The sequence below is a fragment of the Pseudomonas sp. FH4 genome (assembly GCF_000510915.2).
Lineage (GTDB): Bacteria > Pseudomonadota > Gammaproteobacteria > Pseudomonadales > Pseudomonadaceae > Aquipseudomonas > Aquipseudomonas brenneri.
The window spans coordinates 20,265-43,697 of the sequence record NZ_AOHN01000034.1 but is presented as its reverse complement, the minus strand read 5'-3'; the positions used below and the strand labels follow the sequence as shown (position 1 = coordinate 43,697).

The 23,433-nt window shown below is 62.3% G+C and carries 9 protein-coding genes; 5 read left to right on the top strand and 4 right to left on the bottom strand.

The features are described from left to right. Window positions 1-155 precede the first annotated feature (155 nt). On the top strand, window positions 156-13,100 hold the full coding sequence (locus H097_RS23340) for a non-ribosomal peptide synthetase (RefSeq protein ID WP_032862758.1): 12,945 nt from the start codon (window positions 156-158) through the stop codon (window positions 13,098-13,100). 187 nt (window positions 13,101-13,287) lie between these two features. Further along, a complete protein-coding gene (locus tag H097_RS23335; RefSeq protein WP_050593433.1) occupies window positions 13,288-15,999 on the top strand; it encodes a hypothetical protein in 2,712 nt (903 codons plus the stop codon). A gap of 184 nt (window positions 16,000-16,183) precedes the next feature. On the opposite strand, the gene H097_RS27995 is transcribed toward H097_RS23335, so the two are convergent. From H097_RS27995 to dsbD, 4 genes are all read right to left on the bottom strand, one after another. Beyond that, window positions 16,184-16,702 carry a GNAT family N-acetyltransferase gene (locus H097_RS27995; RefSeq protein ID WP_082445661.1) on the bottom strand — a complete coding sequence of 173 codons (519 nt, stop codon included), beginning with the start codon at window positions 16,700-16,702 and terminating at the stop codon, window positions 16,184-16,186. 176 nt (window positions 16,703-16,878) lie between these two features. After that, the gene (gene dsbG / locus H097_RS23330) at window positions 16,879-17,640 is read right to left on the bottom strand and encodes a thiol:disulfide interchange protein DsbG (protein WP_032862757.1); all 762 of its coding nucleotides are present in this window, start codon (window positions 17,638-17,640) and stop codon (window positions 16,879-16,881) included. Next, window positions 17,616-18,485, bottom strand: a complete 870-nt coding sequence (locus H097_RS23325) for a TlpA disulfide reductase family protein (RefSeq protein WP_032862756.1) — start codon at window positions 18,483-18,485, stop codon at window positions 17,616-17,618. Before H097_RS23325 ends, dsbG begins: the two co-directional genes overlap by 25 nt. Beyond that, entirely contained in the window at window positions 18,485-20,215 is a 1,731-nt protein-coding gene (gene dsbD, locus H097_RS23320) for a protein-disulfide reductase DsbD (protein ID WP_032862755.1), read from the bottom strand. The genes H097_RS23325 and dsbD overlap by 1 nt, the downstream gene beginning before the upstream one ends. Before the next feature lie 171 nt (window positions 20,216-20,386). Between dsbD and H097_RS23315 the strand changes: the two genes are divergently transcribed. The 3 genes from H097_RS23315 (at window position 20,387) to H097_RS23305 (ending at window position 23,282) form a co-directional block, all read left to right on the top strand. After that, complete coding sequence (locus tag H097_RS23315) at window positions 20,387-21,067, top strand: response regulator (protein ID WP_032862754.1); 681 nt, start codon at window positions 20,387-20,389, stop codon at window positions 21,065-21,067. Next, window positions 21,064-22,386: an ATP-binding protein gene (locus H097_RS23310; protein ID WP_032862753.1), complete on the top strand. Its 1,323-nt coding sequence runs from the start codon at window positions 21,064-21,066 to the stop codon at window positions 22,384-22,386. Before H097_RS23315 ends, H097_RS23310 begins: the two co-directional genes overlap by 4 nt. 122 nt (window positions 22,387-22,508) lie before the next feature. Beyond that, on the top strand, window positions 22,509-23,282 hold the full coding sequence (locus H097_RS23305) for an N-acetylmuramoyl-L-alanine amidase (protein ID WP_032862752.1): 774 nt from the start codon (window positions 22,509-22,511) through the stop codon (window positions 23,280-23,282). The last annotated feature ends 151 nt before the right edge of the window (window positions 23,283-23,433 follow it).

Genomic DNA, 23,433 nt, shown 5'->3' with positions numbered 1-23,433 from the left:
TTCCAGGCAAGGGTGGTCTGAGATGAGCACATCGACCCGCTGGCACCATGGTGCTGCGCGACGAGCGGCCCTGGCGACCGGCTGAACACGTCGCCACGCGCCCACGCCCTCTATCCCCGATTTCCCCGTAAGCCGATTTCAGGCAGGAACCCCTCATGATGGACGCCTTCGAACTTCCCCGCACTCTGGTCCAGTCCCTCCAGCGCCGTGCCGCGCAGACCCCGGACCAAGTGGCCCTGCGCTTTCTGGCCGAGTCTGCCGACGACACCGTAGTGCTCAGCTACCGTGACCTGGACCTGCGCGCCCGCACCATCGCCGCCGCCCTGCAGGCCTCGGCCGGGCTGGGCGAGCGTGCGGTGCTGCTGTTCCCCAGCGGCCCGGATTATGTCGCGGCGTTTTTTGGCTGCCTGTACGCCGGGGTCATCGCGGTACCGGCCTATCCGCCGGAGTCGACCCGTCGCCATCACCAGGAGCGGTTGCTGTCGATCATTGCCGATGCCGAGCCAAGGCTGTTGCTGACCAGTAGCGGTTTGCGCGACTCGCTGGGGCAGATCCAGGAGGCGCCACCCTTGCTCTGCGTGGATGAGTTGCACAGTGACATTGCCGCAGGCTGGGTCGCACCAAACCTGCAAGATGACGACATCGCCTTCCTGCAATACACCTCCGGTTCCACCGCCTTACCAAAGGGCGTGCAAGTCACCCACGGCAACCTGGTGGCCAACGAACTGCTGATCCGCCGTGGCTTTGGCATCGACCTCAACCCCGATGACGTGATTGTCAGCTGGCTGCCGCTGTACCACGACATGGGCCTGATTGGCGGCCTGCTGCAACCGATCTTCAGTGGCGTGCCGTGCGTGCTGATGTCGCCGGGGTACTTCCTCGGCCGGCCCTTGCGCTGGCTGGAAGCAATCAGCCAATACCGCGGGACCATCAGCGGTGGCCCGGACTTCGCCTACCGCCTGTGCAGTGAGCGGGTCAGCGACTCGGCCCTTGCGCGCCTCGACCTGAGTCATTGGCGAGTGGCTTATTCCGGCTCCGAGCCGATCCGCCTGGACACCCTGGAGCGTTTCGCCGAGAAATTCGCTGGCTGTGGCTTTACCCCGAACAACTTCTTTGCCTCCTACGGGCTGGCCGAGGCGACTTTGTTTGTCGCCGGCGGCACCCGTGGCCAGGGCATACCGGCCTTGCGTGTGGACGAACAGGCGCTGGCCGCCAACCGGGCGGAGCCGGGGCAGGGCAGTGCGATCATGAGCTGCGGCACCCGCCAGCCCGAGCATGGGGTGCTGATCGTCGAGCCCCATACCCTGGCTGAACTGGCCGACAACTGCGTCGGCGAAATCTGGGCCACCGGCCCGAGCATTGCCCACGGCTACTGGCGCAACCCCGAAGCCACGGCCAAGACCTTCGTGCAGCATGCCGGTCGCACCTGGCTGCGCACTGGAGACCTGGGCTTTATGCGCGACGGCGAGGTGTTTATCACCGGGCGCCTCAAGGACCTGCTGATCGTGCGTGGCCATAACCTGTACCCGCAGGACATCGAGCAAACCGTCGAGCGCGAAGTGGAAGTGGTGCGCAAGGGCCGTGTCGCGGCGTTTGCGGTGAATGACCAGGGCCTGGAAGGGATTGGCATTGCTGCAGAAATCAGCCGCAGCGTGCAGAAGATCCTGCCGCCCGAAGCCCTGATCAAGGCCATCCGCCAGGCGGTGGCCGAGGCCTATCAAGAGGCGCCGTGCGTGGTGGTGCTGCTTAACCCCGGCGCGCTGCCGAAAACCTCCAGTGGCAAGGTCCAGCGTTCGGCCTGCCGCACTCGCCTGGCCGATGGCAGCCTCGACAGCTACGCGCAGTTCCCCGACCTGCAGGTGCAGGCGGGTGATGAGGCCTTGGTGTCAGGGCTGCAACAGCAGATCGCCGCGATCTGGTGTGAGCAGTTGCAGGTGGAACAGGTGGCTGGTGATGATCACTTCTTCTTGCTCGGCGGCAACTCCATCAGTGCCACCCAGGTGGTTGCCCGCCTGCGCGAGGTCCTGGGTCTGGAGCTCAATCTGCGCCTGTTGTTCGAGGCCCCGGTGCTGGCTGATTTTGCCGCCAGCGTCGGGCAATTGCAGCAGGACGGTGGTGTGGCCCAGGGCGCAATCAGCACCTTGTCACGCCAGCAGGATATGCCGCAATCCCTGGCGCAGAACCGCCTGTGGATCACCTGGCAGTTGGACCGACAGAGCAGCGCCTACACCATCCCCGGTGCATTGCGCCTGCGCGGCGAGCTGGATGAAGACGCGCTGCATGCAAGCTTCGCGCAACTGATCCAGCGCCACGAAGCGCTGCGTACGCGTTTTTATGAGCGCGACGGCCAGGGCATGCAGTGTGTCGATGCCCAGCGCGAGTTTGCCGTGCAAGTCATCGACCTGCGCGACTTGCCCGTGGCCGAGCGCGAAGCCCGCGCCGCACAGGTCCGCGAGGACGAGGCACGCACCCAGTTCGACCTGGAGCAGGGCCCGCTGCTGTGGGTCACGCTAGTTCGCCTGGACGATGAGGATCACCAGTTGCTGGTGACGATGCACCACATCATCGCTGACGGCTGGTCGCTGAATGTATTGATCGATGAATTCTCGCGCCTCTACGCCGCCGCGTCCCAAGGCCAGGCCATCGAGTTACCAGCCCTGGCCGTGCAGTACGCCGACTACGGCAGTTGGCAGCGCCAATGGCTGGCCGAAGGCGAAGGCCAGCGCCAATTGGCCTACTGGCAGCAGCAACTGGGTGACGAACATCCCACCCTGAGCCTGGCCACCGATCACCCGCGTTCGACCCAGCAACGGCACAGCGCTTCGCGCTACAGCGTGCGTCTGGATGCGGATCTCGGCGCAGCCATCCGCCAGACTGCCCAGGCCCACCAGGCCACGCCATTCGTACTGTTACTGGCGGCATTCCAGAGCCTGTTGCACCGCTACAGCGGCCAGCGAGATATCCGCATCGGCGTGCCCAACGCCAACCGTGGGCGTCACGAAACCCAGGGCCTGATCGGCTTCTTTATCAACACCTTGGTGCTGCGCGCCGAGGTGGATGCGCGCCTGCCGTTCAGCGAGCTGCTGGCGGCGACCCGCCTGACGGCCACCGAGGCCCAGGCCCATCAGGACTTGCCGTTCGAGCAACTGCTGGAAGCTTTCCCGCAGGCGCGCGAACAGGGCCTGTTCCAGGTCATGTTCAACCACCAGCAGCGCGACCTTAGCGCCTTGCGCCGCCTGCCGGGCCTGCTCGCTGAGGAGTTGCCATGGCATAGCCGCGAAGCCAAGTTCGACCTGCAACTGCACAGCGAAGAAGACCGCAATGGGCGCCTGAACTTGTCATTCGACTACGCCGACGAACTGTTCGACGCCAGTACTATCCAGCGTCTGGCCGCGCATTTGGTCAGCCTGTTGCAGGCCGTCTGCGCGCAACCACAGCAGGCTCTGGGCGATATCCCGCTGTTGAGCGCCAACGAGCATGCCCAGCAACGCACCTGGAGCGAGGCACCGTGCGCACCGGCGCAGCGCCTGGTGCCGGAGCAGCTCAACCAGCATAACGACGAGCGCACCGCCCTGGTCTGGCAGGACGCCAGCCTGACCTTTGCCCAACTGCACACCCAGGCCAACCGCCTGGCCCATTACCTGCGTGACAAAGGTGTCGGCCCGGACGTGTGCGTGGCGATTGCTGCCGAGCGTTCGCCACAACTGCTGGTCGGCTTGCTGGCAATTCTCAAGGCCGGTGGCGCCTACGTGCCGCTGGACCCGGACTACCCGGCCGACCGCCTGGCCTATATGCTGGCCGACAGCGGTGTGCAATTGCTGCTGACCCAGACCCATCTGCTGCAACAGTTGCCGGTAGCCGAGGGCGTATCGGTGATCGCCATGGACAGCCTCAAGCTCGACAGCTGGCCGACCCAGGCGCCGGGCCTGCACCTCAATGGCGACAACCTCGCCTATGTGATCTACACCTCGGGTTCCACCGGCCAGCCCAAGGGCGTGGGCAACACCCATGGCGCCCTGGCGGAGCGTTTGCAATGGATGCAGGCCACCTACTCGTTGGATGAAAGCGATGTGCTGATGCAAAAGGCACCGATCAGTTTCGACGTGTCGGTGTGGGAATGCTTCTGGCCGCTGATCACCGGTTGCCGCCTGGTACTGGCCGGCCCCGGCGAGCATCGTGACCCTCATCGCATTGCGCAGTTGGTGCAGGAACATGGGGTCACCACCCTGCATTTTGTGCCGCCACTGTTGCAGCTGTTTGTCGATGAGCCGCTGGCGGCCGAGTGCAGCAGCCTGCGCCGGGTGTTCTCCGGTGGCGAAGCGTTGCCCGCCGAGTTGCGCAATCGGGTCCTGGCGCAACTGCCAGCGGTGCAATTGCACAACCGCTATGGCCCGACCGAAACCGCGATCAACGTCACTCATTGGCACTGTCAGCGCGCAGATGGAGAGCGCTCACCGATTGGCCGGCCGCTGGGCAACGTGATTTGCCGGGTGCTGGACGAGCAACTCAACCTGTTGCCGACAGGTGTGCCGGGCGAGCTGTGTATCGGCGGGATTGGCCTGGCCCGCGGTTATCTGGGGCGTGCGGGGCTGACGGCCGAGCGCTTTGTCGCCGACCCACTGGGCGCGGCGGGCGCACGCCTGTACCGCACCGGCGACCGCGTGCGCTGGGCTGCCGATGGCGTGCTGGAGTACCTCGGGCGCCTGGACCAGCAGGTCAAGCTGCGCGGCTTTCGCGTCGAGCCGGAAGAAATCGAGGCGCGGCTGTTGGCCCAAGACGGCATTGCCCAGGCGGTGGTGCTGATCCGCGACACCGCTGGCGGTGCGCAGTTGATCGGTTACTACACCGCCAGCGGCGAGCTGGATGAGCAGGACGTGAAAACCGCCCTGGCCGCCGAGTTGCCGGAGTACATGGTGCCGGCGCAACTGATACAACTCGATGTCATGCCGCTGAGCCCCAGCGGCAAGGTGGATCGTCGTGCCTTGCCGGAACCGGTGTGGCAGGTGCGTGAGCATGTGGAGCCGCACACCGCGCTGGAACAGCAAATCGCCGGGATCTGGCGCACGGTGTTGGGTGTGCCGCGTATCGGTCTGCGCGACGATTTCTTCGCCCTTGGCGGCCACTCGCTGCTGGCCACGCAAATCATCTCCCGCACACGCCAGGCCTGTGATGTGGAGCTACCGCTGCGCACCTTGTTCGAAGCCAGCGAGTTGGGGGATTTTGCCGAGCAGGTCCGCGAGATCCAGGCCAGCGGCCGGCGTAACCAGCAGACCGCGATTGGCAAGGTCGATCGCCGCCAGCCGGTGCCACTGTCCTATTCCCAGCAGCGCATGTGGTTCCTCTGGCAAATGGAGCCGGACAGCCCGGCCTATAACGTCGGCGGCATGGCACGCTTGCGCGGGGTGTTGGATGTGGGGCGTTTCGAGGCGGCGTTGCAAGCCTTGATCATGCGTCATGAAACCTTGCGGACCACGTTCCCGAGTATCGATGGCGTGGCCCAGCAGAAAGTCGCCGCGCAAAGCAGCGTGCGCATGAGCTGGCAGGATTTTTCGGCCCTGAACGAGGCCGAGCGCCAACTGCGTCTGCAGCAACTGGCCGACCAGGAAGCCCACAGCCCGTTCAACCTGGAAACCGGGCCGTTGCTGCGCGCCTGCCTGGTCAAGGCTGGTGACCAGGAGCATTACCTGGTGCTGACCCTGCACCATATCGTCACCGAAGGCTGGGCCATGGACATCTTTGCCCGTGAACTCAGCGCGCTGTATGAAGCCTTTATCGATGAGCGTGAGTCGCCGCTCGAACCCCTGCCGGTGCAGTACCTGGACTACAGCGTGTGGCAACGCCAATGGCTGGAGGCCGGCGAGCGCCAGCGCCAGCTCGACTACTGGACCGCGCAACTGGGCAATGAGCATCCACTGCTGGAATTGCCCAGCGATCGGCCACGCCCGGCGGTGCAAAGTCACCAGGGCGAGCTGTACCGTTTTGACCTCAGTGACGACCTTGCCGCGAGGGTTCGCGCGTTCAATGCCGAGCATGGCCTGACCCTGTTCATGACCATGACCGCGACCCTGGCGACGCTGCTCTACCGCTACAGCGGCCAGACCGACCTGCGTATCGGCGCGCCAGTGGCCAACCGTATTCGCCCGGAAAGCGAAGGGTTGATCGGTGCCTTCCTCAACACCCAGGTATTGCGTTGCCAGCTCGATGGGCAGATGCGTGTCGGCGAGCTGTTTGAGCACGTGCGCCACACCGTGATCGAGGGCCAGTCCCATCAGGACCTGCCGTTCGATCATCTGGTGGAAGCCCTGCAACCACCGCGCAGTGCCGCGTATAACCCGCTGTTCCAGGTGATGTGCAACGTGCAGCGCTGGGAGTTCCAGCAAAGCCGACAGCTGGCCGCAATGACCGTCGAATACCTGGCCAACGATGCGCGTGCTACCAAGTTCGACCTCAACCTGGAAGTCACCGACCTCGACCATCGCCTGGGTTGCTGCCTGACCTACAGCACTGACCTGTTCGACGAGCCGCGCATTGCACGCATGGCGGCCCATTGGTGCAACCTGCTGGAGGCGCTGATCGCCGATCCGCAGCAGCGTTTGAGCGAGCTGGCGCTGCTGCAGATCGATGAGCAGCGTGCCCAGCAAGACAGCCTCGGGATCGAGGCCGGCGAGCACCGTCTCGACCAGTGCATCCATCATCTGTTCAGCCAGCAGGTCCAGGCCCGTGGCGATGCCCCGGCGCTGACCTTTGCCGGCCAGACCCTGAGCTACCGCGAGCTGGACAGCCGCGCCAATCGCCTGGCCTGGATGCTGCGTGAGCGTGGGGTTGGCCCGCAGGTGCGGGTCGGCCTGGCGCTGCCGCGCTCCCTGGAAATGGTCATCGGCCTGCTGGCGATTCTCAAGGCCGGTGGCGCCTATGTGCCGCTGGACCCGGAATATCCGCTGGACCGCCTGCACTACATGATTGAAGACAGTGGTATCGGCCTGTTGCTCAGCGATGCGGCGATGTTCGATGCCTTGGGCGAACTGCCTGCCAGCGTCAGTGGCTGGTGCCTGGAAGATGACCTGCCGGTGCTCGCCAATTACCCGGCCAGCGACCTGCCGGCGATCAGCCTGGCGCAACATCAGGCGTACCTGATCTACACCTCCGGTTCTACCGGCAAGCCCAAGGGCGTGGTGGTGTCCCACGGTGAGATCGCCATGCATTGCCAGGCGGTGATCGGGCGGTTTGGCATGCGCCCTGACGATTGCGAACTGCATTTCTACTCGATCAACTTCGACGCCGCCACCGAGCGCCTGCTGGTGCCGCTGCTCAGCGGCGCGCAGGTGGTATTGCGCGCCCAGGGCCAATGGGATGCCGAAGAAATCTGCGGGCTGATCCGTGAGCACCGGATCACTATCCTCGGCTTTACCCCAAGCTATGGCAGCCAGTTGGCGCAATGGCTCGCCACGCAAAACCAGACCTTGCCGGTGCGCATGTGCATCACCGGCGGCGAAGCCCTGACCGGCGAGCATTTGGCGCGGATTCGCGCAGCATTCCAGCCGGCGCTGTTTTTCAACGCCTACGGGCCGACCGAAACCGTGGTCATGCCCCTGGCCAGCCTGGCCCCCGAAGTGCTGGAGGAGGGCGCTGGCAGCGTGCCGATCGGCAGCATCATCGGTGCGCGGGTTGCCTATATTCTGGATGCCGACCTGGCACTGGTACCCCAAGGTGCCACTGGCGAGTTGTACGTCGGCGGTGCGGGCCTGGCCCAGGGTTATCACCAGCGTCCGGGCATGACCGCCGAACGTTTTGTGGCTGACCCGTATGCCGATGGCGGGCGGCTCTATCGCACGGGCGATCTGGTGCGCCAGCGTGCCGATGGCTTGGTGGAGTACTTGGGGCGGATCGACCATCAGGTGAAAATCCGGGGTTTCCGCATCGAACTGGGCGAGATCGAAACCCGCCTGCTTGAGCATGAGGCGGTCCGTGAGGCCGTAGTCCTGGCCCTGGACGCGCCGAGTGGCAAGCAACTGGCGGCGTATCTGGTCAGCGATGCCAGCGATCACACAGCCTTGCGCGAGGCGCTCAAGACGCACCTGAAGGCGCAATTGCCAGACTACATGGTGCCCACGCACCTGATGGTGCTGGACAGCATGCCGCTGACCGCCAACGGCAAGCTCGACCGCCGTGCCCTGCCGCAACCGGACCCTGAAGCCAACCGCCAGCAGTACGTGGCGCCGAGCAATGAGCTGGAACTGAGCCTCGCCGCGATCTGGTGTGCGGTGCTCAACGTGCAGCAGGTCGGATTGCACGATAATTTCTTCGAGCTGGGCGGCGATTCGATCCTGTCGATCCAGGTGGTCAGCCGGGCACGGCAGGCGGGGATTCACTTCAGCCCGCGTGACCTGTTCCAGCACCAGACCGTGCAGGCCCTGGCAGCGGTGGCCACGCGCAGTGAGCTGATCACTGCCGAGCAGGGTGTATTGACGGGGCCCTCGGGGATGACGCCGATCCAGCACTGGTTCTTCGACAGCGAGATCCCGGCGCGCCAGCACTGGAACCAGGCCTTGTTGCTGGCACCGGTGCAAGCTCTGGACCCGCATCGCCTTGAACAAGCGCTGTTGGCCGTGCTGGAGCACCACGACGCCTTGCGCCTGAGCTTCACCCAGCGCGACGCGCAATGGCATGCCGAGCATCTGGCGGTGCCGGAAGGCGGGGTGTTGTGGCTGGCCCAGGTGACGGATATGCAGCAGTGCGAGGCGCTGTTCGCCGATGCCCAGCGCAGCCTCGACCTGGAACACGGCCCGCTGCTGCGCGCCTTGCTGGTGGACGGGCCGATTGGCCAGCAACGCTTGCTGATCGCGATCCATCACCTGGTGGTGGACGGCGTGTCCTGGCGTGTATTGCTTGAAGATCTGCAAAACGTCTATCGCCAATTGAGCGACGGCCAGGCCGTCAGCCTGCCGGCCAAGACCAGTGCGTTACGCGACTGGGCCGCGCGTTTGCAGGCGTATGCCAGCAGCGAATCCCTGCGTGAAGAACTGAGCCTATGGCAGCAACAGTTGGCCGGCCCGGCGGTTGAACTGCCGGTGGACCGCGCGCACGGTAGCCTGCGCAATCGCGACGCGCAGACCGTCAGCGTGCGCCTGGATGCCGAGCACACCCGCCAATTGCTGCAGCAGGCGCCGAGTGCCTACCGCACCCAGGTCAACGACCTGTTGCTGACTGCACTGGCCCGCGTGCTGTGCCGCTGGAGCGGGCATGCGTCGAGCCTGATCCAGTTGGAAGGCCACGGCCGCGAAACCCTGTTCGATGAAATCGACCTGACCCGCAGTGTCGGTTGGTTCACCAGCGCGTATCCGCTGCGCCTGACCCCGCTGCAGATCGAAGACGCCAGTGGCCAGGGCGCGTCGATCAAGGCGATCAAGGAGCAACTGCGGGCGGTGCCCCACAAGGGCCTGGGTTATGGCGTGCTGCGCTACCTGGCCGACAGCACCTGTCGCCAGGCCATGGCCGCGTTGCCGAGCGCCTCGATCACCTTCAACTACCTGGGGCAGTTCGACCAGAGTTTTGATAGCCAGGCGCTGTTCCATCCATTGGAAGCGTCTGCCGGGCCGGCCCATGATCCGGATGCGCCGCTGCCCAACGCCTTGAGTGTGGACAGCCAGGTGTACGGCGGCGAGTTGGTACTGCGCTGGACCTTCAGCCGTGAGCGCCATGACCACCAGACCATCAGCGAACTGGCCGAGGCCTATCTGGGCGAGTTGCAGGGCCTGATCGCCCACTGCCTGAGCGATGATGCCGGCGGCCTGACGCCGTCCGATTTCCCGCTGGCGCACCTGACCCAGCCACAACTGGACGCGTTGCCAGTGCCGGCCAGCGCCATCGAAGACGTGTACCCGCTGACGCCGATGCAGGAGGGTTTGCTGTTGCATACCCTGCTGGAGCCGGGCACCGGTCTGTACTACATGCAGGACCGCTACCGCATCAACAGCGAGCTCAACCCCGAGCGCTTTGCCCTGGCCTGGAAAGCCGTGATTGCCCGGCATGAAGCCTTGCGGGCGTCGTTCTGCTGGAACGTGGGCGAAGACATGTTGCAGGTGATCCATAAGCCCGGCAGCACGCCCATCGAGTATCTGGACTGGAGTACTGTCCCTGAAACCGAGCAGGAGCCACGCCTGCAAGCGTTGCTGAAAAATGAGCGCGAAGCCGGTTTTGATCTGCTCAACCAGGCGCCGTTCCACCTGCGCCTGATCCGCGTCGGCGAAGCCCGCTACTGGTTCATGATGAGCAACCACCACATTCTGATCGATGCCTGGTGCCGCTCGTTGTTGATGAATGACTTCTTCGATATCTACATGGCATTGGGTGAAGGCCGCGAGGCGCAGTTGGCAGCGCCGCCACGTTATCGCGACTACATTGCCTGGCTGCAACGCCAGAACCTGGCCGAGGCGCGGCAGTGGTGGCAGCAGAACCTGCAAGGCTTTGAGCGCACCACGCCCATTCCGAGCGACCGGCCATTGATGCGCGAACACGCCGGCCATAGTGGCGGCATGGTGGTGGGTGATTGCTACACCCGTCTGGATGTACGCGACGGCGCGCAATTGCGCGAGCTGGCCCAGGCTCATCAGTTGACCGTGAATACCTTCGCCCAGGCGGCATGGGCCTTGGTGCTGCGGCGCTTGAGCGGCGAGCGTGACGTGCTGTTCGGCGTTACCGTGGCAGGGCGCCCGGTGGACATGCCGCAGATGCAGCGCACGGTCGGCCTGTTTATCAACAGCATCGCCCTGCGGGTCAAGTTGCCTGAGGACGATCAGCCGTGCAGCGTGCGCCAGTGGCTGAGCGCGTTGCTCGACAGCAATATGCAACTGCGCGAATACGAGTACCTGCCGCTGGTGACGATCCAGGAACACAGCGAACTGCCCAAGGGCCAGCCGCTGTTCGACAGCCTGTTTGTATTTGAAAACGCCCCGGTGGAAGTCTCGGTGCTGGACCGTGCGCAAAGCCTGAATGCCACCTCGGACTCGGGCCGCACCCACACCAACTTCCCGCTGACAGCCGTGTGCTACCCGGGCGATGACCTGGGGCTGCACCTGTCCTACGACCAGCGTTATTTCGATGAAACCACCGTGCAAGGCATGCTCGCTGAGTTCAAGCGCTTGCTGCTGGCGCTGGTGCAGGGCTTCCATGGCGATATGGCCGACCTGCCGCTGATTGGCGAGCAGGAGCGTGAATTCCTGGTGGACGGCTGTAACCAGAGCGCCCATGACTACCCGCTGGAGCGCAGCTACGTCGCACTGTTCGAGGAGCAAGTGGCACAGCATCCGCAGCGCATTGCCGCCAGTTGCCTGGACCAGCAATGGACTTATGCCGAGCTGAACCAGCACAGCAATCGCCTGGGCCATGCGCTGGTCGCGGCGGGTGTCGGCCTGGATCAGCCGGTGGCGCTGCTGGCCGAGCGTGGCCTGGATCTGCTGGGCATGATCATCGGCAGCTTCAAGGCTGGTGCCGGTTACCTGCCACTCGACCCGGGTCTGCCGACCCAGCGCCTGAGCCGTATCATCGACTTGAGCCGCACACCGTTGCTGGTGTGTACCGAGGCCTGCCGTGAACAGGCGCAGGCATTGCTCGAAGACTTTGCCTGCGGCGCGCGGCCGAAGTTGCTGGTGTGGGAAGAGCTGGCAGGTGAGCACACCAACCTGGGGATCTACAGTGCCCCGGACAACCTCGCCTATGTGATCTACACCTCCGGCTCCACCGGGCTACCCAAGGGCGTGATGGTCGAACAGCGCGGCATGCTCAACAACCAACTGAGCAAGGTGCCGTACCTGCAACTGAGCGAGCAGGATGTGATCGCCCAGACCGCGTCCCAGAGTTTCGATATTTCCGTGTGGCAGTTCCTCGCCGCACCGCTGTTCGGCGCGCGGGTGGACATCGTGCCCAATACCATCGCCCATGACCCGCAGGGTTTGCTGGCCCATGTCCAGGCCCAGGGCATCACGGTGCTGGAAAGCGTGCCGTCGCTGATCCAGGGCATGCTCGCCCAGGACCGTATCAGCCTGGATGGCCTGCGCTGGATGCTGCCGACCGGCGAGGCAATGCCGCCGGAGTTGGCACACCAGTGGTTGTTACGTTACCCGGATATCGGCCTGGTCAATGCCTACGGCCCGGCGGAATGCTCGGATGACGTGGCGTTCTTCCGTGTCGACCTGGCCTCGACCCGTGGCACCTACTTGCCGATTGGTACCCCGACGGATAACAACCGCTTGTACCTGCTCGATGGTGCGCTGGAGCTGGTGCCGCAAGGTGCGGTCGGTGAGCTGTGCATGGCCGGCACCGGAGTGGGGCGCGGTTATGTCAGCGATCCGCTGCGTACCGCCCAGGTGTTTGTGCCGGATCCGTTTGGTGCACCGGGGGAGCGCTTGTATCGCACCGGCGACCTGGCGCGTCGGCGCAGTGACGGCGTGCTGGAGTATGTCGGGCGTATCGATCATCAGGTGAAGATTCGCGGCTACCGCATCGAACTGGGTGAAATCGAGGCCCGCCTGCATGAGCAGCCCGAGGTGCGTGATGCTGCCGTCGGCGTGCAGGAAGGTGTCAACGGTAAGCACTTGGTCGGCTATCTGGTTGCCAGTGATGCCAGCCTCAACCCTGGCGAACGCCTGGACCGCATCAAGCAACGCCTGCGTGCCGAACTGCCGGAATATATGGTGCCACTGCACTGGCTGTGGCTCGACCGCCTGCCGTTGAACGCCAACGGCAAACTCGACCGCAAGGCCCTACCGGCCTTGGAGATCGGCCAGTTGCACAGCCAGGACTACCTGGCACCGCGCAACGAACTGGAGCAGACCCTGGCCACGATCTGGGCCGAGGTGCTGAAGGTTGACAAGGTTGGGGTGCTGGACAACTTCTTCGAACTGGGTGGGCATTCGTTGCTGGCCACGCAAATCGCCTCACGGGTGCAGAAAACCCTGCAGCGCGATGTGCCGCTGCGGGCGATGTTCGAATGCAGCACGGTAGAGGAATTGGCGGCGTACATCGACGGATTGGCGGCCAATGAAATCAGTGCGGGGACAGTGGATCGGCTGAGTGATCTGATGGCGGAACTGGAGGGGCTTTAAGCCGGAGAAAGGGCCGCCCGTGGCTGACACGGGCGGCACGCCGTTGGTCTGTTGTGCGCTTTTGCAGTGCCTGAACTGTCAACTCTGACAGTAGGCAAACTTCCCGTTTCAGGGGCTAGATAACAGCAGATTTTGGGCCTGCCACTCAGGCTTGCTGGTTATCTTTCCCAGGACAGGAGGTCTTCCCATGGTTAAAAAAACCACCCCCAAGCATTCGCAATCGGTGACTACCCAGCCACTTGCCGAAATCGCTGTCGAGTTACCCTATCCGCAAATTCTCTATGCCGCGAATAACAGCATCTTGTATCCCATCGACGCGGAGACGGGCACTGTTGCGACCATCAAGTTCACCGGCATGGGTACCACACCCATCACGCTGTATTGGGCCATCAAGGACCAGGAAGAACCTGCGTTCGAGCCCATTGTGCAATCGGGCAACCCCAGCGGCAGTATCGACATTCCTATTCTGTGGCAAACGATCAGTACCTGCATTGGTCATACCGTTTTGATCTGGTATACCGCGATGGTGGGGGGGCAGCTCAAGCAGTCGCTGGTGCTGGAGCTGGAGATCCAGGACATCCGCGAAACGGACCTTCGGGAGTCGCTGCCGGTATTTGCCCATGCGCGGCTGGAATGGAACACCCTGTGGCTGAACATGTACGAGTTTCAGGGTGACGAGATCATCCGCATCAAGGCCTGGCCGATGATCCAGGCTGGGCAGCGGTTGTTTGTGACCGTGGCCGGTGACCAGCATCAGGTGCCGTATGCGTTCACCTGGGTGGCGTTTGACCATGTTGTGCAGGCCGAAGAGGCCAATCCGGAACATGTGTTCGAGTTCAGGCTCGCCCGCGGCTGGCTGGCGAGCCGCCAGGATTACTCGGCCCTGACCACCCACATGGGCGTGATTTGGGACGGTTCAGCGCCGGTGCTGCCAAACCCGGATGACCTGGTGCATGAAAACCCTTTGCCACTCAACGCCCAGGACTTTCACCTGCGGACCACCACGTTGTTGCGGGTGGATCCAGCACTGGAACTGCCGCCGCCCCATCTCAAGGAGTCGGTGGATTGCGGCACGGATGGCTGGCTGGTCAACCCGCTGAATACGGTGGACGGGGCGCATATTGTGATTGCCTACGAGGGCATGCACGCCGGGGATATTGTGTGTCCCTCCTTCACCGGTACGGCTGGCGCAGGATCGCCGGCGCTGGAATGCCGCACTGTGCAAGAAGGTGAAAGCAGCCTTGTGTTCCTGGTGCCACCTTCGCCTATCAGTGCCAACTTTGGGTTGCCGATTACCCTGGAATATCAGGTGTACTACAACGGCACCGGGCCCTGGCCATCGCCGGCACGGGTGGTGAAGGTACTTGACCTCAGTGGCCTGCCCACGCCTGCGGTGGAACAGGCCACGGGCAGCACGCTGGACCTCAATACCTTTGCCGGTGATGCCACCGCGACGGAGAGTGCGTGGCCTTATATTGCTTTGGATCAAGCCTGCTGGCTGTGGGTGACGGGAGTCTTGGAGAGTGGCAGCGCCTACAGTTTTGAAGTGCTGGAAGGTGAGCCGGTAACCGAGGAGTGGCTGGCCAGTGGCGTCAACACGCCACTACCGCGTGATGAGTTGCAGAAACTGGCGGATTGCCGTGACGTTGAAGTGCATTTCGCGGTGAATTTCAACGGCCAGTCCGATAAAGCCAGTGCCAAGGCGTTTCCACCGTTGGTACTGCATGTCGTGCAGGAGGATCTGGACCTTGATGCCCCGACAGTGCGTGAAGCTGTGGGCGAGCAACTGACGATCTGGAACGGCCGGGATGGTGTAACCGTACGGGTTGAGTACGAGCGCATCAGCCCCGATCACACGATCAATGTGCAGTGGCTCCGCCAGGATGGCGCGAGCCTGCCGCTGGAGCCCAAGACGGGTAACAGCGATCCAGGCTATGTCGATTTCGCCATACCTCGTGAAGCAGTGATTTATGGCGCGGGCAAAACGGTGCTGATTCATTACACCGTTACCAGCGCTTGTAAGCTGGCGTCTTCCAGGACCTTGCCTTTGCAAATCAGTGTGCCAGTACGTTTGCCAACGCCAGTGGTGCCGCAGGCAACGTTAGATATTCTGGATTTGAATACGTTTGAGGGGAACGCAGACGTTGAAGTCTTTGATGAGACGTTCTCTATGGCTTACTGGTTCGCTTTGGAGAATCAAAAGGTTTGGTTGGATGCCGAGGGGGTCGATGAAAGTGGAGCACCGCATCGGTTCACGGTTTTCTCGGCTAGAAATCTAACTGCTAATGAGGTCGAGGCGGGTGTCGACAGCGTATTACTTCGAACTGAGTTGGAAAAGTTGAAAAACGGTAGTTTGTTAGCCTTGAAATGCTATGTGGCAGCCGATGGTCGTCCGAGCAAACAGGAGGCGATTGCATTCCCTGTTCGATCGCTGACTGTAGTAGTACCGACAAAAGTCCGTTATGAGGATTTTACCGGGCAAGCACAGAGGTTTATTTCTGCTGGTCAAAGTATTAGTGTTCCTAGTATGAAAATATCTTTTGTGTCGGGTCCTGAACAGGCTGGTATTCACTCTTACACTTTGCTTCCGTTTACGTCTGGTCCAGCCATTGTTATGGCTTATCAGCGTGATAATTTACCCCAGCATCAGGTTCTGCGGTTGGATTTGGAGTTTACATGTAAGAAAGTACAATTCGGTGTCTCGGCATTGAATCTAGATTTTTTCGCATTTTTTTTCAACAAGTCTGGTGTCAAACTAGGAGAAGTAGTGCTGCGATTCGCAGACGGCGGGAAAAATCAGTGGGTCGACTTCACACCATCTGCTGGTAATGAAGTGGCAAGAATAGATATTTCAGCTAGTGACTGGCTCTATGTAGATAACTTCACTTTCTGGCTCTAGGCTGTAGCGTTGAAAATAAGTGCCCATGCCCATGCATGGGCACTTAGTGCTGGCAGTCGGAACTGTCAATTATGACAGTAGGTAAACCTCCGACTTTAGAGGCTAGATAACAGCAGATTCAGGGTAAGCGTCCGGCGAGCGCACTTTTCTTTCCTAGGGGCTTAGAGGCATGAAGGTTTTGTACTTAGGTCACCGACCATGCCATGGCACACCGACTTTCCGGAGCAAATCCGTGTTTGTACTCCTCGCTCAAGATCCCCGCTAGCCTCTGACCTAGGTCTGTGGTGGCTTTAGTCTGAAATCCTATGCGGGAGTAAAATGGTGCATTCCATGGCACGTTTGTGAATGTCGTAAGCGTTACGAAACTAAGTCTGCTTGAGCGCGCATAATCCTTCGCTACCTCAATCAGACGCCGACCTGTACCTTGTCCTTGCATTGATTGCATAACTGATAATTCATAGATGTGAAGATCATTGCCGTGGCACTCAGCACTGAGAAATCCTTGTGGCCGATTTTCGGCATCAAGTGCAACCCAACATGTCGAAAGCGCAATCAGTTGGCTATGACGTTCGATGGACATCGGAGGCGATTCAGCCAGCCAACTCAACTCATCAATCATGCGAAATACTTGAGCAGCGGAGGTTTCAATGGCGGGCAGGAGTTGTGCTTCTTCCGGTAAAGCAAGTCGGATAATCGCAGGCATGTGTCGCCTTTGGTGAAGTGGGTGAGATGGCAGTCAGACTAGAAGTAACCGTACACGACTATTCGTTTATCGATAACATTTACAATGTGGTATCCACGTTAGGTGGCAGTTGGCCTTTCCAGTACTGAGACTAAACAATGCCCGCTTTATGCGGGCATTGTTTATGAGGGGGCGTTTCACTTGGGACCGAGGATTTTCCCCAACTTATCCGGCGATGGCGCCCCTTGCTGTTGCTGCAATTGCCCCTTGTCATCCAGATAGAAAATCGCCGGCGTGGCCGACAACTCCAACTCTTCCATCAACTTCATATTGGCATCGAGCTTGGCCTGGATCTCGGCAGGGATCTTGGCCAGCGCCTTGAGCTTGCTGGCTTTACCCGCCGACTCATGTTCTTGCAGGGCCTTGGCTGTGTCTTGGCTTGCCAGCAGCGCCGCCGATTTGCCCGGGCTGTCCTCGCGAATGATCCCGACCATGATGTGCCGCAACTGCACCTTGCCCGCTTTTACCCAAGGCCGCGCCTGTTCCCAGAACATGTTGCAGTACGGGCAATTGGGGTCGCTGAACAGGTACACGGTACGTGGCGCATTTTTATCGCCATCCTGGATCCAACTGCTCTGTTCCATCTTGGCCCAGATTTCCTTGGCCATCGGCGCGTAGACCAGTTTTTCCAGGGGCGCGGTGCTCAGGTCATTGCCTTTGGCGTCGTACAGATTGCCGGCGAGCACGTGCTGGCCGTCGGCGGTCAGGTACAGGGCCATGCCACGGTTCTGGTACTGCGCGGCATAGCCCTTGAGCCCACCCGGTGCGTCGAAGCTGCCGATGATCTTGGCGCCCTTGGCTTCGATCTGTTTGATCGGCGCCGGCCATTCTTCGGCATGGGCGAGGGTCGCTGCCAGGGTCAGGGGCAGCAGGGTTAGCAGGTGGCGGAGGCGGGGCATAGGGTTTTCCTTGTTGTGGCCGGCTGGGCGGCGGTCGAGTCCGTGGGGTCGAAAGATTCCATGGCGCGGGCCAGGCTGGCCTGGGACAGTTCGCCGAGGTGGCTGTTGATCAGGCGACCGTCGGCTTGGTAGAACAGCGTGGTGGGCAAGGCCATGGAGCCCACAGCCTGGCCGAGGCGGCCGCTGGCGTCGAACAGGACGTTGTCCAGGTTCAGGCCCTGGGTCGCCAGGTAGGTGCTGACGCTTTGCATGCTTTCGGCCTGGTTGACGAACAGGAAGGTCACATCAGGCCGTTGTTTCTGGGCGTTTTCCAGCACCGGCATTTCTCGTCGGCACGGCGGGCACCAGGTGGCCCACAGGTTGATCACCAACGGGCCGCCCTGGTAGTCGGCCAGTTGCACGGTTTCGCCATCGGCATTGCGCAAGGCGATGTCCGGCAGGCGCGTGCCTCGCTCGAAGATGTTCAGGGACAAACTGGCCAGTGCCCAGAAAGCCAGGCCGGTGATCACGCCTGCACTCAACGGCTTGCGCAGGGCCGGGCGACGCCAGCCCCACAGGACGGCGCCAAGCAGCAGGGCAATGACGCCAGGCCAGGCGAGAAAACCGCCGTCGCGCAGGTCGACGATTTGCAGTGGATCGTCACGGTAATAGGCCCAATACATCAACACAAAGCTGATCCGCGCACTGAGCATGCCCAGCAGGAACAGGCTGAACAGCACTGACTCCGGGTTCTCGCCGCCGCGCTTGGCCACGCGCCAACCCACCAGTGTGGCGAGGATCAGCGCACTGATCAGCAGCAGGTGGTTCAAGGCGATGGCGAAGGTGCCGATGGTCAAGGTCAGCATCAGAGTGCATCCCGGGTCTGGGTCCAGCGTTGCAGGAAGGCTTGCGCATTCACTTCGCCGGTGATGCGTTGGGCGCGGCGCTCTTCACCGTCGGGGCCAATCCATACGAAGCTCGGTGGGCCGGGGACTTTGTAGCGGCCCAGCAGTTCACGGCTGGCGGCGTTGTCGGCAGTGACGTCCAGGCGCAACAGGCGCACGTTCTTCAGTGCATCCATCACTTCGGGTTTGCCGAATACCTGTTTTTCCATGATCTTGCACGACACACACCAGTCGGCGTAGTAGTCCAGCAGCACCCATTGGCCCTGGGCCTTGGCGCTGTCGAGCTGGGCTTGCAGGGCCAACGGGTCGTTGATTGTGGTGAAGGCATCATGGGCCGTCGGTGCGCTGGCGACTTGCGAGCCGCCGAAGACCTTGAGCGGCTGCCACAGATCATCGCTGCCACCGGCGGCACCGATGACCAGAATGGCACCCCACAGCCCCAGGACCAGGGAACCTGCGCCCAGTACCTTGGCGACCAGCCCGTATTCGCGGGCCAGGCTCCAGCCGCAGTAAGCCATGACCAGGGCCAGTACGCCCCACAGGCCTAGCCACAGGCTTTCGTCGAGCACCGGGCGAATCATCAACACGGCGGTCGCAAGGAACAGGAAGCCGAAGACGCCCTTGAGCACATTCATCCAGTTGCCAGGCTTGGGCAGGAAGCGATTGCCCACGGTCACCAACAGCAGCAATGGGACACCGATACCGATGCCCATGGCGAACAGGATCAGGCCGCCGTGCAGGGCATTACCGCTTTGCGCGATGTACAGCAGGGCGCCGGCCAGGGGCGCGGTCATGCACGGGCCCACCAGCAGGCCGGACAAGGCCCCGAGCACACCGGCGCCGAGCAGGCTGCCACCGCTTTGCTGGCGAGTGGCGTTGTCTAGGCGGTCGCGCAGGAAGGCCGGCAATTGCAGCTCGAAGAAACCGAACATCGGCAGGGCCAGGATCACAAACAGCGCGGCGAAGCTGCCGAGGATCCACGGCGTTTGCAGCAGTGCAGCCAGGTTGCTGCCCGCCAGCGCGGCCAGCACGCCGAGCGCGGCATACACCAGCGCCATGCACACCACATAGCTGGTGGCCATGGCAAAACCACGGCGTGGGCTGGCACCGCTGCCCACCACCAGGCCGGCGAGGATCGGCAGCATCGGCAGCGAACAAGGGGCAAATGCCAGCAACAGGCCGAGGCCGAAAAACACCAGCAGGCTCCAGCCCAGGCTGCGTTGTTGCAGGCCGCTGGCCAGGCTCTCATCCTGGGCCTCGGCGGTGGCGGCAACCGCCGGGTTGCCGCCCAGGTCAACGGTGAGCGATTGCGGTGGGTAGCACAGGCCGGCATCGGCGCAGCCCTGCCAGCCCAGCTTGACCTGGCCGGTGGCGCCGGCTGGCAGCTTCACTTCCAGGCCCTGGCGGTACACTTGTTGCTCGCCAAAGAACTCGTCGCTATGGGCTTCGCCCTGCGGCAGCACCGGCTGCTGGGCCAGGCCGTCGAACTTCATGCGTTGCTGGTACAGGTAATAACCATCGGCAATCTGCCAATACAGTTGGGTTTCACCCGAAGCCAGGCGCTCAGAGGTAAAGGTGAAGGCTTTGCCCACCGGAAGGAATTGGGCTTTGGTCTCGAAAGGATTGCTGCCAGGCGTGGCCTGGGCCAATCCGGTGAACACTATCAGCAGGAAGATAAACAGATGCCGCATGGTCAAGCCTTAGTTCGATGCAAGTGGGGCACACAATGTGTGGTGCTGATTAACCGATGATTAACCGGGCTATTCTAGAGTGTAGGGATTATCGGGGCGCGCATCTTTTCACGGCATAATGCGTACTTAATCCGTCCTCCTTTAAATCAACCTTTTTGCACAGGGTTCACCATGCACGTACTGGTCTGTGAAGACGATGACCTGATTGCCAGTGGCATTGTTGCCGGCCTCGGCGCCCAGGGCTTTACGGTCGAGCGCGTGGGTACGGCCGCAGCCGCCCGGGCGATGCTCAAGGCGGCGCAGTTCGACATCATGGTGCTGGACCTCGGCCTGCCGGATGAAGACGGCCTCAAACTGCTGCAGCAGCAGCGCAGTGCGGGCCTGGAAATCCCGGTGTTGATCCTCACTGCCCGGGATTCGGTGACCAACCGGGTCGACGGCCTGCAAGCCGGCGCCGACGATTACTTGCTCAAGCCCTTTGACCTGCGCGAGTTGGCCGCCCGCCTGCAAACCCTGTTGCGCCGGGTGGCCGGACGCAGCGTCGACCTGATCGAGCATGGCCGCTTGACCTACAGCCCCAGCAGCCGCGAAACCTTGTTGGGCGGCAAACCGGTAGACCTGTCCCGTCGCGAGCAAGCCCTGTTGCAGGCACTGCTGCACAACCGTGGCCGGGTGCTGTCCAGTGAGCAACTCAAGGACAGCGTCTATGGTTTCAACGATGAGCTGGAAAGCAATGCCCTGAACGTGCACATCCACCACCTGCGTCGCAAGTTGGGCAATGGCATCGTCGAAACGGTGCGCGGCCTGGGTTACCGCCTGGGCCCGGCGGACGCTGGAGAGGACGCCTCGTGACGAGCCTGCGCCTGCGCCTGACCTTCAAGCTGGGCGCCGCTTTTGTGCTGATCTGGGTGCTGGCGGCGGCCTGGATGCTCAACGACCTGCGTAACCAGATGATGTTTTCCCTGGACCAGCGGCTGGTGGCGTCGGCGCGCATGGTGGCCGGGCTGATGGAACAGATGCCGGGCCTGGCGAGCGTGGGCGAGGGCAAGCGCTTTGGCGCCGAACAACTGAATGTACCGGGCGGCATGGCGTGCCAGGTCAGTTCGTTGCGCGGTGAAATCCTCGCCCGCAGTCACACCACCCCGGACCAGGGGCTGGAGTCCCGGCAAAGCGGCTTTCGCGATCAGATCATTGACGGTGCTGCCTGGCGCAGTTTTACCCTGGCGCGGGGCGATTTGTTCATCACCACGGCAGACCGCCAGGTGGAGCGCGAGGCGCTGAACATGTCGATCCTGCTGGCGGCTTCGGTGCCGGTGGGCGTGGCCCTGCTGGGCTGCCTGTGCCTGTTGTGGCTGGGGATCGGCCAGAGCCTGGTGCCGCTCAATCGCATGCGCGATGCCTTGATGCGCCGCAGTGCTGATTCCCTTGAACCGTTGCAGATTCATCCGTTGCCCAGCGAACTCAAACCGCTGCTCGACACCCAGAACCAGCTGCTGCAGCGCATCGCCAAGACCATCGAGCGTGAGCGTCGCCTGACCGGTGATGCGGCCCACGAATTGCGTAGCCCGCTCACGGCGATCAAGACCCATCTGCAAGTGGCGCGCATGACCGACGGTGCTGCCCGCGATCAATCCCTGGCCCATGCCGAGGAGGGCGCCGACCGCCTGCATCGCACCCTTGAGCAACTGCTGCTGCTGGCGCGGGTCGAGGGCAGCCTGTCGTTTGATGACGGCTTGCAGTCCAGTGCCGAACAAGTGGCACGCCTGGCGATCCAGGACGCCAACGCTGGGGATAATCGGCGGATCGACCTGATCCTGCCGGACAACCTGCCCCAGGACCCGGTGGAAATGCCCGTGGGCCTGGCGGTTGCCGCCTTGCGCAATCTGCTGGATAACGCCCTGCGCCACACCCCGCACGATACGCGGGTGGAATTGAGCGTGTTCACCCTGGGCAATCAAGTGGTGTTCCGCGTGCGTGACCACGGTGCGCCGATCTCCAGTGAAGACCTGCAACACCTGACCCAGCGTTTCTGGCGCAATGGCAACAGCGGCGGGTGTGGCCTGGGCCTGGCCATCGTGCAGGCGATTGTCCAGCGTTGTTCCTGTTCTTTGACTTTCGACAGCCAGGCTGATGGCCTGCGGGTCGACCTGGGCATGCCGTTACGGCGTTGATCCTTCCTGCATACACATAACTACCGCCATCCTCAGGCCCGACGCTTCAGGATGGCGTTAATTTTTGTGTTTGCAGGTTTGCCGGCTGAATGACTCAGCCTGTATTGAAAAGGACAGCACCTATGTTGGTCATCGACTCCACTTACCCCGCCAAGGATTTTAATCAGCGCAATGGCGAAGCCGTGCGCCAGTTGGTGGTGCATTACACCGCCGCGCCCTTTGCCTCCTCCCTGCGCACCCTGACCCAGCAGGGTGTCAGTGCCCATTACCTGTTGCCCGACCCCCGTGAGGCGGGTTATCGAGACGCCGGCTACGACGAGTTGAGGGTGTTCCAGTTGGTGGATGAACGCCAGCGTGCCTGGCATGCGGGAGCCAGTCATTGGGCGGGGCGCGATAACGTCAACAGCCATTCCATCGGCATCGAGATCGTCAACCTGGCCCGTGACGATGCTGGTGTCTTTACCTTCCCGCCCTATGATCCGGAGCAAGTCGAGGTGTTGATCGCGCTGCTTCACGACATTTGCACCCGTCATCCGCAGATAGGCGCTACTGATATCGTCGGCCATTCGGATGTTGCGTTCTGGCGCAAAAGTGACCCTGGGCCACAGTTGCCCTGGCCCGCCTTGTTCGCGGCGGGTCTCGGCGCCTGGTTCGATGAGGCCGCCAAGAATGCCTTTGTGCGGCGTTTTCGCATGGGCTTGCCGCAGGAGGTGGAGGTCGAGCGGGCCTTCCAGCGCTACGGTTACGCTCCGGCGAAAAACCGCCAGGCGTTCCAGCAGCGGGTGCGTGCCTTCCAGATGCACTTTCGGCCCACCGATTATCGTGGGCAACTGGATATCGAGACCTGCGCGATTCTTTATGCGCTGAATGAAAAGTACACCAGTGCCGGCGAGTGACCGGTCATTTGCCGGTTTTTCATCGAGCCGGGTGTAAATCCTCGCGCCGCTGAAGCGTTTCCAGAACAGGAAATCCGTGCGCACGCCCTTTGGGGGCCAGACGTCAACGGGTTGGCAGTTTGGTCACCATCATCAGCGTATTGAGGGATCT